A 12711-nucleotide genomic window follows, 5' to 3' on the forward strand; every position below is an offset into this window, starting at 1 on the left:
TGTTATTAAGATTCCATTATCTGTATACAGGTCATCTAAAAAAAGCTTCAATAATTTTTAATCCAACTTTTTAATAGATACCTCGTTATATTTCATCATATATATTCCTTCCTCATAGATTCCTATATTCTTCTGATTTTCCCTGCCATACAGATTTTCCAGAATCATTCTCATATGATTACAGCCACATTCATAAGCATGAGGATAGCCGCCGCCAAATCGTGGATTAACTTCCGAGATATAATACTCTCCGCCGATATCAAATATATCAATATCAATCTCTCCCCTATAACCGATCTCTGCAACAAACTTGCGAATCAGTCCAAACAACTTCTCATCCTTAAAGGATACTGACTTATCCGTCTCACCAGCTCTCATAACAATTTTTTTCTTTGTAAAAATTGATACAATGTCACCGCTGATCATATCAATATAGACATCTGCTCCTATTTCCTGTCCACTAAGATACTCCTGTATCATCAGATTGTCTGAATGGTTAAAAAGCAAGTCAATCGTGTCTCTGTCCCTTACTTTACTGATAGCAATTGAGGCACTGCCTTTAATCGGCTTAACAAACACAGGGTAGGTTATTGATCCAGATTCTATATCTTTATAAAAAGTCTCTTTATCTGTGTAACTTCTCGCCGATTTATATCCATGCGATACCAGCCATTTATGCATCTGTATCTTATCAAGACTCATCTCGCAGAGTTCGTAACCGGAACCAACCACAGTCACTCCAAGGGCCGCAAATTCATCGTTATGTTCTGCCAAAAGGGACAACTCCGGATCAATCAGACTAAGTACTGCCGTTATTTTTTCTTTTCGGCAGATATCAAAGATCACTTCAATATATCCTCGTTCTGTCATCTTTGGAACCAGATAGAATTTATCTGCTTCATATATCGCAGGCGCAAGATTGCTCATATCCGTGGCAATCACATGGCCGATTCGTTCTCCATTTTCTATTGTTAGTGTATTTTTAAAATACTCGACCACTTTGTTCCGGGTTCCTACACTAAGAATCAAAATATTTATCATCTGCTTGTCCTCACTTTAAAAACCTCAACTCATCAAAGAACAGCGGCACACCGCCAGTATGAATAAAAAGAATATTCGCATTATAAATGCCATGTTCTTTGATATATTTCTTCATTCCTGCATAGGCCTTTCCAGTATACGTAGCATCCATCGGAATACCATTATGAATCAACATCTCTCTTATCGTCTGCCGTATCTCTTCATTACTCTGTCCATACCCAGGACCTATATAACTGTCATCAACTATCACGCAGGCTTCTATGCATTCTTTACTTATCACCATTTCTTTCTCGGTAAGATATTCTTGGATACTGTCAAGCACTACCTGCCTTCCCCCGGGATTCGCCCTGGCAATACTGATTCCTACGATTTTTCTGGGATCCTTATAAATCAACTGCCCACACACAAGTCCCGCCTGTGTAGTTCCTGTTCCTGTAGCAAAAAAAACATAATCAAAATGCATCTTCTGTTCTGCTTCATACTCCCGAATCTCTTTATAACAGTCCACGTATGCTTGTGTTCCTAAATTTCCATGGCCGCCTCCAGCTATGAAATAGGGGGCTCTTCCGTTTTCTTTCAATTCTCTCAGTTTATTTTCAATCGTATCATGAACTTCTCCTACGGGAACTATTGTAATTTTTGCTCCAAACACTCTCATCATTTGACTGTTAAAGGTCGGTGCCGATGACTCCTGAGGACTTATAATAAAGCATTCCATTCCCCGCATAATCGCCATGTTGGAGATAATACGGCAATGGTTCGAACTGCTGCTTCCATATGTAACTACGCAATCATAATTCCCCGCATCTATTTCCCTGAAAAAGTTAAATGCCTTACGTGCCTTATTGCCGCCAAAAGATAACGGAATTAAATCATCTCGCTTTATATAGGTTTTATTGCCGCTAACGCTGCCCAGATACTGAATAATTGTGTTACCCATTAATCTTCCTCCCAGCAAACCTCTCCGGGAATCACAAGGTCTCTTCTTGACATTCCAAGTACATATCTGTCAACAAAAATATCTCCTTTTCGGATCGACTGCCGCAGGTAGCCTTCTACATGAAAGCCACGTTTCAAATCAAGTCCCAATGAGGGGTTTCCCACTTCAATAAACGCATATAACCGATTAAGTTTCAGCGTTTCAAAGCAATAAAGTGCCATCAGCGTTCCTGCTTTTGTAGCAATGCCCTTCCGCTTATAGGATGTATTACCTACAACCATATAATCTTCTGCCTTTGAATTTTTATAGTCAATGTTTAGCAACCCGGTCAGACCTACAGGCTCTCCACAATATTCTATTACTGCATCAAAACGGTCAGTCCTGTCTTTATTTTTTTCAAACCACGCAACCGTCTTGTCATATTCAAGCGGAAGATCATAATGCAGGAATTCATTATTTGCAGAATTATTGATATACTCCATTTTCAGAGGAATATCTTCAAAAGTAAATTTTCTAATTCTGACGTCTTCATATTGGTACATAATTTTCCTCACAATCTTTTTCTCTTTCAGACTGACAACACCAGGTTAACGAACAATCCGTCTGACCAGCATAAAGCTCTCAGCATAGGGAACACCTACTGTCGCTCCTCTAAACTGTGCCAAAGCACTGATTGCTTCTTTAGATCTCGGGTGTGGGTATTCTATTAATTGACTCTCATAACAGCTCATTGCACCAAGCTTATCCTCTATTGTGTCTGTAATATCCACCCACATATTGGGATTAAAACAGCGTCCTTCTATGGGAATATTCCATCCTGTTTCAGACAATGTTTCATACATATAAATCTCCCGGATAGAATAATCTCCGATGGGCCTTAATACGACCATTGCACTTTCTGTTACTTCCCGGTGATCTATGTGCATGTCTCCAATAAATGGCAGAAACGCGATATCTGGCTGAGTCAGTTTTACTACCTCCAGCAGCGCTGCATTCAAATTACTTTGTTCCATTGATTTCAGTTTTCCTACTGAAAGATTAAGGAAAAAAGATTGTTTTACACCGAGAAGGCGATGTGCTCTTTTCGCCTCTTCCTGCAATAACGCGAAGTGAATACCACTGGTGACTTCACACACATACACGTCGTGCCCTTCTTTGATTAACTTTTTAATCGTCCCGCCAACCCCCAGGATCTCATCATCATTATGGGGTGCTAATACTAATACATTCATAACAAATCACCTGTTTCTGTCTATTTCCATTCTTTGACTTCAGTTATTTACCAAATGTCATTTACTCATTCAGGTTTGTACCATTAAACGGTTTTCGTGTTGCTTCAATACGATACTTGCTTGGATGAACTGCCTCTCTTGCAACTGCAAAAAGCATTGCTACATCTAATAGAAAACTCACGTTTTCAACATAAAATATGTCATTTTCGAATTGCTCGTTCCATGTCCAAGTTTTTCCTGGTCTTAACCTCACACAGGCAAAGCCAGGCCGAACTTCATGTCTCATCATATGGCGAGAGCTATATAACGGAAGATACTCTACCCGAAGTGGCCTTGGACCAATAATTGACATCTTGCCCGTAAAAATACATATCAATTCCGGCAATTCATCAATGGAATATTTTCTTATGAATTTTCCAAATTTAGTCAATCTCTCATTTCCCGGCAGTAATTCACCGTTTGCAGCGGTTTCATTTGTCATGGATCTAAATTTATATATATTAAATACCTTACCGTGCAAGCCTGGCCTTTTTTGTGCAAAAACAATTGGTCTACCATGAATAATAAGTTCGAGAATCGCAACAACCAGGAATACCGGACTTAAAATTATAATAGCGAGACCGCTAAGCACCAGATCTAAAAGACGTTTTATTATCAGCGAATAAATTGTTTTTTTTACTTCCGGCAGTGATTGGTTACCCTTATTCGTCATGTCCGTCACCTCGCTGGATTCCCTTTAACAACCGTATAGTTATCTACATTTTTCACAACGACTGATCCCATTCCAATCCTCGCGCCATCTCCAATATGTCTCCCGTCACGGATTGTTGAATTTCCAGAGATGAATACACGATTTCCTGTGGAGGAGCTTCCAAACATTATAGTTTCGCCTACTATAAAGGTATCTTTTCCAATCTGGACATTATGAGATATAAATACACTATTATCTATCTTTGCTCCGCTCTTAATAACTGTATTATCAATAGCACCGCGTGCTATCACCGTAAGCGCTCCGATCTGCACATTATCCTCTATAACAATTCCACCGAATTGCGGCATAGTAAGTGCTTTTTCATTCTCGTCCCTATCAGTGGATAATCCATCTGCACCTATAACTGAATTCTCCCTGATTACCACATTATTTCCAATATGTACTTCACCCACCAGCCTTACGCCACTTCCAATATAACAATTATCACCGATTTCAACTTCTCTGCCGATATACGAACCGGGAAGGATTCGGCAATTTCTGCCAATAACTGCATTCTTTGCAATAAATGCCCCATTTACAGTATCAATCTCATCCATTTCAGGAAAATAAGTGATCTTATTATTACGATAAAATCTACAATATTCTTTATGAGGATTATCACATAAGAATATTGCATGACGGTCACATATTGCATTGGACACTTCAATGTTCCGAGGCCAAAAGACAAGACAATTTCTGCAATTTAAAAGTACTTTAGAATATTTCATAAAGCCTTCTGTCACGAACATGACAGCATTATCCTTTGGATTATTTAAAGATGCCGGTCTATATATAATAAAGTCCTTATCCTTCACATACGTATCCGCATGTACTTCAAAATATCTCTTTTCCATTGCATTTTTACCTTCCTACGACAAACACATAGTTTGTCGTAGCAGTTCCTCCAATATTCAGCATCATAGCATTGCTCGGTACTTTATCCCCTCTAATTACCTGATATCCTCCGGCATTTCCGCTAATTTGTTTATAAAGGTCTAAAAACATTCGACAGCCGCTTCCGCCAACAGGATGACCACACCCGATCAGCCCACCACTGGGATTAATAGGCTTCGCACCATCAAATGCAATCATTCCATTTTCAACAGCTTCATACTCATATCCAGGCTCTGTAATACCAAAGGCTGAGATCGCTGCATACTCAGACGATGTGAAACAATCATGGGTCTCAAACACATCAATGTTTTCCACACCCATACCACTTCTCCTATATGCGTCCAGAACCGCCTGTCGTGTCCACGGAAGAATATATCTGCTTTCCGGCTGTTCATGGATTTTTTTCTCAAACAGCATGGGGGCCGTCCTATGCCCATACCCTTTTACATACGGAACATTGTCTAATCCCATCTCTTTGATCATCCGCTCGCTTGCCAACACAACTACCGCTGCACCGTCTGTTACCTGTGAACAATCCGATATGGCCAGCCTTCCACCAATAGAAGAATTTGTTTCTGTCCCTCTGCAGCTAGCCTGATCGTAGTTCATGAACCAGTTCCTGGTCTGTGCCAATGGATTCCTCTTGGCATTTCCATAATTAATCTCTGACACCCTAGCCAGTGCATCAAGATATCGCTTTTCATTCAGTCCATACTTAATGATTGTTTCGTCTGCCAGTTTTCCAAACAGCTTAGGAAACGGAAACGACACATCTTTGCCCTCTTTCTCATAGTAAGCAGCTCTTCCCAAGATATCTCCGCAGACTTTAGAATCGACTGTCTTCATCAATTCCCATCCCACAATGATTGCCAAATCATATTCATCAGCCTTTATTTTAGTAATAGCTGCATCCAATGCCACAGAACTTGAGGCACATGCTGCTTCATATCTTGCAGAGGGCACACCATATAGCGCTGGGGATACCTCTGTAAGCAGCGCTCCTAAATGTCCCTGACTGATATAATCTTCTGCAATAAAATTCCCTACGAAACAGGCAACCCGATTATCTTTATTCAATTCTTCAATATCGGAAAAACAGACTCCCACCTGATCGAGTGCATCTGTCATAACTTCTTTTAAGAGAGCAATAACATTCTTCCCCTCTTTTGTCCAATTTCTTTCAAAATCGGTTTGGGCACCGCCTAATACGTATACTTTACTCATATCTTTCACTCCGCACCTTATTTTTCTGATACACTGAATCATCGTTTAGCCAGAACAAATTTTCTATAATCATAACGGGACCGTTCTGCCCCAGCCAGCAATTGCTGTTTTTTTATCTTATCAACAATCTTCGGTTCCAAACGCTCCTCACAAAGTTTCTCAATATCAGTAATGGTGCTGATTGCCTCCACCAGCGCCAGGGGGGGACACCAATGGAATCCTGCTGCCATAACATCATCCGCTGCAACCATATCACAGCCGATTTCCTTTGCCGCACTCAAACTGTACACAATATACTTTAATAAGAACTCACAGCATAGTCTCGCTTCTGCAGACTGATTCTCTACCAACGCCCGAAATGCTGATGCATAATTTCCTACTTGTAAAAACAAAAGCATCTCTTCTACAAATGGGAACGTGTATTTCATCTGATCCCGATAATATCCATGCGCAATATCATAAACTTGATGACTTTTCAGTCCGCTGTCGTGAATTACGGTTTTGTATAAACCGGCGCCTGCTTTTCTACCAGTTTTACCATCATTTATCAATTTCTGGAGAAATGCGGGAAGAATAAAGGTCTCATGAGCATAGTCATCAGTATTATCATAGAGGTTCTTAACAATTGCTCTATGGACATCCAAACCTACAAAATTAGCAGTTACAAGTGGTGGCATGGAGCGCCCGGTAAACGGTCCAAGAATAGCATCGATATAATCAATCCCACCATTGTACCTGTACTTTTCCGCCATCAGCAGTGCTTCATTAATAAACTGGAATCCAATTCTATTTCCAAGAAACGCAGGTGAATCTGCAGTCTCCACCACAGTTCTATGAAGTATTTGATCTGCGTAGATTTTCATCCGTTCAAAAAATGATGTATTTTCTTCTGTATATTTTGTTGGGACCATCTCACAAAGCGTCATTTGATAAGGTGGATTAAAAAAATGCATCCCCATAAACTGATGCCGGTATTTTTTTGGATACAGTTCTGCCAATTTTGTAATAGAAAGACCTGATGTACCAGAGCAAAATACTTTATCATGGGCATTGCTTCCTGCCGCGTTTACAATACGCGTATGGATATCTTCTTTCACGCTCCAGTCCTCTGTACAAGCTTCAAAGATGAGATCTGAATCTCTGATACAATCTTCCAAATTTTCATAATCTATTGGGATCATTTTCTCCCTGACACTTTCAGCACGGACAGACAGATAAGCCTTATCCTTCGCCGCTATAGACTTCTCCATACTCCTGCTTACCAGATATACTTTAGCATTTCCAAACGAAGCAAAAATTGCAGCAATATTTCTCCCCATAGCGCCGTTAGCCCCCAGGACTGTCACCGTATTTATTTTAATAGTTTCCGCTTTTTCAGTTCTCAAAATAGGCCTCCTATATGTTAAATTTCTAAATAATTCTACTCAAAGCAAGCCCGAATCACCTCGATGATTCTATTCTGCTGCTCCACAGTCATTTTATTATCTGAAGGCAGACATAATCCTCTGTTAAAGATGTCCATACCAATATCCAGACAGCCGCCTTCAATATAAGCATTTGTCCTCGCCCTGCCGTTACCATCTTTTACAATAAACGGATTGTTCATATAGATCGGCTGCGCGTGCATTGGCTTCCAAATCGGCCTTCCTTCTGCATTAATGCTGCTAATCGCCTCCAAAATCTCCGTTGGACAGCTTTTTCCATGCTCCGGTATATACAAGGCTTCACGTTCTCCCAATACCTGTCTGCACATTGCTTCTCTATTTATAGTAAGGGCTGATAACCAAAAATTGGGCATACTGTTCTTTGAATCATAAGGATTCATCATAATAGGCAAATCTTTCAGTCCTTCTTTATATCTTTCATAAATTGCTCTTTTCTGGGCAATATGTTCTTCCAGATACGGGAACTGTCCTCGAATTACACCGGCAATTACATTACTCATACGATAATTGTAACCAATCTCCTCATGCTGGTACCATGACGCCGCTTCCCGGCTCTGTGTAGACCATTTCTTTACCTTCTCTGCATCTTCATGACTGTTCGTTACCAGCATCCCGCCGGCCGAACCTGTGATTATCTTATTGCCATTTGCTGACAGACAGCCGACCATGCCAAAGGAACCAGTCTGGCGCCCGTTATATGTAGCACCAAGAGATTCTGCTGCATCTTCGATTATCACGGCTCCATGTTTATTGCAAATAGACTTAATCTCATTAATCTTACCTGGAGTGCCGTAAAGATGAGCAGTCATAACTACTTTTACATCCGGATAAATCGAAAATGCCTTTTCCAGAGCGACCGGATCCATATTCCAGGTATCATACTCCGTATCTATAAACACTGGAACTCCGCCCTCATATGCAATCGGATTGCAGGTCGCACTAAAAGTCATGTCACTGCAAAAAACCTTTTGGCCTGGGCATATACCCGCTAACTTTACCGCCATATGAAGTGCAGCTGTACCCGCCGATAAACCAACGCAGTATTTGACTCCGACTTTTTCAGCCGTTATTCTTTCTACCTCATCAATATTAGCGCCAACGGTAGACATCCAATTTGTTTCATAAGCCTCTTTTATGTAATCAAAGCATTCCTGATGCATTGTCGGGGTGGACAGACACAGGTGCTTCTTAAACGGTTTAAAATTATTCACATGATTAAACATATCCTGTTGCTCCTCTTCCAGTCGTTTCTTTCTCTTACACTCTCCAAAGCCTTATTTTCTGCCCCCTGTTATACTCGTAACCGCCGCTTCCACCATCGCACTTCCACCCTGACTCTTTCTCACAACCTCATTCCCCGTAGGCTTATCCCCCACCGGCCGAAATGTCGTAACAATTTCCTCAACCATCTCGATAATGCGATTACTGTTCTCATAACTCGCCTTGGCTAATTGCTCCAACTGTGTCAAGAACACCCCTTTATCAAATGGAATCGGTTTCCCAATATGAATCAGCTCATTGTCCGTTTTAAGCATTCCTTCTTCAGCCATCAGTTTCTCTTCAAACAACTTTTCACCAGGTCTTAAGCCTGTATATGCCATATGGATATCAACTTCGGGTTCATACCCGGATAATTTAATCAGGTTTCGAGCCAGCGTATCAATTTTAACCGGATCCCCCATATCCAGGACGAATATCTCTCCGCCCTTTGCGTATGTTCCTGCCTGCATCACAAGGCTTACCGCCTCAGGTATTGTCATAAAATACCGAACAATATCCGGATGCGTAACAGTAACCGGTCCGCCTGCTTCAATCTGCTTCTTAAACAGCGGAATAACCGACCCATTACTTCCAAGCACATTGCCAAATCGTACTGCTACAAATTGTGTTTGCGCTCCCTTTCCCTTTGGAAGCTGCAGGTTCTCTTTGCTTTCAACATAATCAGGTACCACACCAATTTTATTTATATCCTTATTGCTTCCACTGCCAGCACTATCCAGACTGTCTCCTTCCCCCAGACCATCAACCCCCATATGATCCACCGGATCAGGCACAACCTGCCCATCTATTGTTTTATTGACATGCGCATGCAAAAACGGCAGCAGCTCCATCTTACCTTCTTTGCTGATCGCATCCATGCTCTGAATCACCATCTCACAGAGTCGCTTGCTCGCCCCCATAATACTGGTCGGATTGACAGCCTTATCCGTACTGATCAGCACAAACCGCTGTGTGCCATGTTTTAACGCAGCATAAGCTGTCTTATAGGTTCCTACAACATTATTCTTTATTGCCTCATTTGGACTGGTTTCCATCAACGGAACGTGCTTATGCGCGGCCGCATGGTATACGATATCCGGTTTATACATCTCAAATACCATGTTGATTCTTCTGCTGTCCCGCACCGAACCGATCAGAACAACCAGGTTCAGCTTTTCCTTATATTTTCTTTTCAGTTCCTGTTCAATGTCATAGGCATTATTTTCATAAACATCAAAGATAATCAGCTGTTTCGGCTCATGCCCGGCGATCTGACGGCATAGTTCACTACCAATGGAACCGCCTCCGCCTGTGACAAGTATGGTCTTTCCTTTGATATACTGGAATATTTCTTCCATATTTACCTTGATCGGATCTCTTCCAAGTAAATCCTCTACTGCCACTGCCTTCATCCTACTCAGCGATACCTCGCCATTGGCCAGCTGGTATATTCCCGGCAGGCTCTTCAGCTCGCAATGGGTCTCTTTACAGATATTTAAAATATCCCTCTTATCCTTTGGAGATGCGGTTGGAATCGCTAATAAAATCTGGTCGATCTTATATTTTTCGACCGATTCCATAATCGAATCGCGCCCGCCAACGATCGGCACGCCTTCCATAAACCGATCCCATTTATTAGGATTATCATCAATTACACAGCATGGCTTTGCCATAACTTCCGTTGAACTTTTCAGTTCCTTCAATATCACCTGTCCAGCGGCACCAGCACCGATCACCATTACATTATGGACAGCGCTCACATTCCGTTCTCTTCGCGTCCTTTCCAACGTAATATAGCGATAAGCGAATCGTATTGCAGTTACCAATGCAAGCTGCATGGCTGCACCAATCACATAATAAGAAATCGGCATACGCTTAATGAGCAACGTGATGCATACAATATGAAATACTGTAGTAATCACACTCGATGCAAATATTCGATTTAATTCACTAAAGCTGGCAAATCTCCATAGGCTTTTATACAGATGCAGCGCATAAAATACAACCAACACAAACACCGTATAGAACGGTGCAAATCTCAAGTATGAATTAAGGTATGTCTGTGGGATATTCGAAAAACGCAAATCAAACCGCAGCCACAAACCAAAAAAGTAAGAAAAATTCACTGCGATTATGTCATATATGATGAGATAGAAAGCGACTACTTTCCAATGTTCGATATGTCTTTTTTTTGAGGTATTATCATTTGCATGGTTTAACGCTTTGTCATTATTCTTTCGTTCATTTGTATTAACTTTCACTGTACTTCATACTCCATTCTCCCCTAACCCCGAAAAACTTCGAGGTTATCTGTTCATTGCATCTATCGGGTTGTATATAATCGGGATTACTTTTATCCGTATCACTTTGGAACAGATTCCAAATAAACCTTCAACAGATTCACCGCCCCCTCGCGAATGCGTCCATTGCAGTGGGACAATCTATTTACAATCTGCTTCTGTTCATCCAGCCGGTCGCCGCTGTCATCAGGCGAGGCGCCGTAGATCAGATAATCCAGTGACAATCCCATCTCCTCAGAAAGAAGAATTAATGTCTCAACAGACATGCCGCATCGGCCATTCTCAATATCACGGTAATACCGGCCATTCTTCCCGATTCTTCTTCCCATTTCCTCCCCGGTCAGTCCCATTTCGCGTCGACGGCAGCCCAGACGCTTGCCTACTTCCTGCCTGTTATAGGTAACCATTTCATCCCGCCTTTCGCCCAAACAACATAATAAATATTATGTTGTATATAGGACGATAAGTCGCCTGCCGCTAACATTCGGATAACGGTGTTTTAAAAATTCATTCACATATTTTAGGGAATTTTGGATTTTAAGAGTTGTAAAAAGTCGAAATGCGTGCTAGTATAATATGGAGTTTCGGTTTAAAACAGATCTAATAGTTATACTTACAACATAATATTTATTATGTTGTATCCCCTCAAACCACCAGCCGCAGCCGTTCCAGCTGCCTCCGGTGTTCCTCTCCAGTGGAAATCATATAGATTCTTGTTGTATTGATACTGCTGTGCCCCAACACATCTGCGAGCTTCGCAATATCCTTATCAATTTCGTAAAAGCTTCTGGCAAACAGGTGACGGAGATTATGCGGAAATATTTTATCGGCCAGAACCCCGGCTTCTTTCGCCAGACCTTTCATTTTGCGCCAGATATTGCTTCTGTCCATGGTATTGCCGGCCTTCGTGATAAACACCTTCCCTTTTTCGATTCCATTTTTCTGAATGTAAAGAAGCAGTTTTTTTCTCAGATTTCCCGGTATCATGATCCTTCTGTTTTTCCCTTTACAGCACACCTCTGCGTATCCCAGCCTGACAGCCTTTACCGTCACGAAACTCAGCTCGCTCACTCGAATTCCCGTACAGCAGATCGTCTGCAGGATCATCTCCAGCCTGATATTGCCGGTCCTTCTCGCTGCTTTTACCAGGCGGACATACTCCTGTCTCGTCAGTTCTTTTTCCTCCAGGCAAAAGGCCTGCTGCTGTATTTTTAACTGCTTAACGAGAAATTCCGGATGATCCAGCCAGCGAAAGAAACTGTTTAAGGACGCAAGCATAGTGTTCACACTTCTTGCGCTGTATTTTTTTTGCAGGGACTCCTTGTAGCTGATGATCCGTTCTTTTGTCACCGGATTTTTCCCTATATAGCTTAAAAAGCATCCGATGTCATGAATATACTTTTTAATCGTTATTTTACTTTTCTCTTCCATAATTAAATATTTTTTAAATTCTTCAACTTCTGTTCTTTTAATCTTAAGTCCATTCATTCCTTCTACCTCTTTCCCCATTCGTATTGTTGCATACTCATACATTTCCCTTTGCCGCAATTAAGTTTAGCACACCCCCATAGCTTCATGCATAAAAATGCCCCATCAGCCGTATAGGAACAAGCCGATGAGGTAT

12 protein-coding genes are annotated in these 12711 nt (G+C 41.4%); all 12 read right to left on the reverse strand.

What is annotated here, in order from left to right:
• Positions 1-57: 57 nt before the first annotated feature.
• Positions 58-1041 (reverse strand): ATP-grasp domain-containing protein, encoded by a 984-nt coding sequence (locus tag H8S80_RS16900; protein WP_117632550.1) that lies wholly within the window; start codon positions 1039-1041, stop codon positions 58-60.
• A 10-nt stretch (positions 1042-1051) separates the two neighbouring features.
• A complete protein-coding gene (locus H8S80_RS16905) occupies positions 1052-1981 on the reverse strand; it encodes a 1-aminocyclopropane-1-carboxylate deaminase/D-cysteine desulfhydrase (RefSeq protein ID WP_117632549.1) in 930 nt (309 codons plus the stop codon).
• Positions 1981-2523 carry a GNAT family N-acetyltransferase gene (locus tag H8S80_RS16910; RefSeq protein ID WP_117632548.1) on the reverse strand — a complete coding sequence of 181 codons (543 nt, stop codon included), beginning with the start codon at positions 2521-2523 and terminating at the stop codon, positions 1981-1983. The genes H8S80_RS16905 and H8S80_RS16910 overlap by 1 nt, the downstream gene beginning before the upstream one ends.
• 45 nt (positions 2524-2568) lie before the next feature.
• Positions 2569-3213: a PIG-L deacetylase family protein gene (locus H8S80_RS16915; RefSeq protein WP_117632547.1), complete on the reverse strand. Its 645-nt coding sequence runs from the start codon at positions 3211-3213 to the stop codon at positions 2569-2571.
• A gap of 61 nt (positions 3214-3274) precedes the next feature.
• Positions 3275-3925: a sugar transferase gene (locus H8S80_RS16920; protein WP_117632546.1), complete on the reverse strand. Its 651-nt coding sequence runs from the start codon at positions 3923-3925 to the stop codon at positions 3275-3277.
• Positions 3926-3930: 5 nt separating this feature from the next.
• Entirely contained in the window at positions 3931-4818 is an 888-nt protein-coding gene (locus H8S80_RS16925; protein WP_117632545.1) for a UDP-3-O-(3-hydroxymyristoyl)glucosamine N-acyltransferase, read from the reverse strand.
• A gap of 7 nt (positions 4819-4825) precedes the next feature.
• Positions 4826-6082 carry an acetyl-CoA acetyltransferase gene (locus H8S80_RS16930; protein ID WP_117632544.1) on the reverse strand — a complete coding sequence of 419 codons (1257 nt, stop codon included), beginning with the start codon at positions 6080-6082 and terminating at the stop codon, positions 4826-4828.
• Positions 6083-6120: 38 nt separating this feature from the next.
• Complete coding sequence (locus H8S80_RS34025; RefSeq protein ID WP_117632543.1) at positions 6121-7467, reverse strand: 3-hydroxyacyl-CoA dehydrogenase family protein; 1347 nt, start codon at positions 7465-7467, stop codon at positions 6121-6123.
• A 35-nt stretch (positions 7468-7502) separates the two neighbouring features.
• Positions 7503-8750 (reverse strand): DegT/DnrJ/EryC1/StrS family aminotransferase, encoded by a 1248-nt coding sequence (locus tag H8S80_RS16940; RefSeq protein WP_117632542.1) that lies wholly within the window; start codon positions 8748-8750, stop codon positions 7503-7505.
• Positions 8751-8801: 51 nt separating this feature from the next.
• Positions 8802-10967 carry a polysaccharide biosynthesis protein gene (locus tag H8S80_RS16945; protein ID WP_347979765.1) on the reverse strand — a complete coding sequence of 722 codons (2166 nt, stop codon included), beginning with the start codon at positions 10965-10967 and terminating at the stop codon, positions 8802-8804.
• A gap of 182 nt (positions 10968-11149) precedes the next feature.
• Complete coding sequence (locus H8S80_RS16950; protein ID WP_117620537.1) at positions 11150-11494, reverse strand: helix-turn-helix domain-containing protein; 345 nt, start codon at positions 11492-11494, stop codon at positions 11150-11152.
• A 238-nt stretch (positions 11495-11732) separates the two neighbouring features.
• Positions 11733-12575, reverse strand: coding sequence for a tyrosine-type recombinase/integrase (locus H8S80_RS16955; RefSeq protein ID WP_117632540.1), 843 nt, complete (start codon positions 12573-12575; stop codon positions 11733-11735).
• Between the last annotated feature and the right edge of the window lie 136 nt (positions 12576-12711).

It is taken from the genome of Hungatella sp. L36 (assembly GCF_014288035.1).

Excerpts from the sequence above, each read along its gene's own strand:
- H8S80_RS16925 (WP_117632545.1), bottom strand. The coding sequence starts at position 4,818 with ATGGAAAAGAGATATTTTGAAGTACATGCGGATACGTATGTGAAGGAT.
- H8S80_RS16930 (WP_117632544.1), bottom strand. The coding sequence starts at position 6,082 with ATGAGTAAAGTATACGTATTAGGCGGTGCCCAAACCGATTTTGAAAGA.
- H8S80_RS16915 (WP_117632547.1), bottom strand. The coding sequence starts at position 3,213 with ATGAATGTATTAGTATTAGCACCCCATAATGATGATGAGATCCTGGGG.
- H8S80_RS16950 (WP_117620537.1), bottom strand. The coding sequence starts at position 11,494 with ATGGTTACCTATAACAGGCAGGAAGTAGGCAAGCGTCTGGGCTGCCGT.
- H8S80_RS16940 (WP_117632542.1), bottom strand. The coding sequence starts at position 8,750 with ATGTTTAATCATGTGAATAATTTTAAACCGTTTAAGAAGCACCTGTGT.
- H8S80_RS16955 (WP_117632540.1), bottom strand. The coding sequence starts at position 12,575 with ATGAATGGACTTAAGATTAAAAGAACAGAAGTTGAAGAATTTAAAAAA.
- H8S80_RS16900 (WP_117632550.1), bottom strand. The coding sequence starts at position 1,041 with ATGATAAATATTTTGATTCTTAGTGTAGGAACCCGGAACAAAGTGGTC.
- H8S80_RS16920 (WP_117632546.1), bottom strand. The coding sequence starts at position 3,925 with ATGACGAATAAGGGTAACCAATCACTGCCGGAAGTAAAAAAAACAATT.
- H8S80_RS16905 (WP_117632549.1), bottom strand. The coding sequence starts at position 1,981 with ATGGGTAACACAATTATTCAGTATCTGGGCAGCGTTAGCGGCAATAAA.
- H8S80_RS16910 (WP_117632548.1), bottom strand. The coding sequence starts at position 2,523 with ATGTACCAATATGAAGACGTCAGAATTAGAAAATTTACTTTTGAAGAT.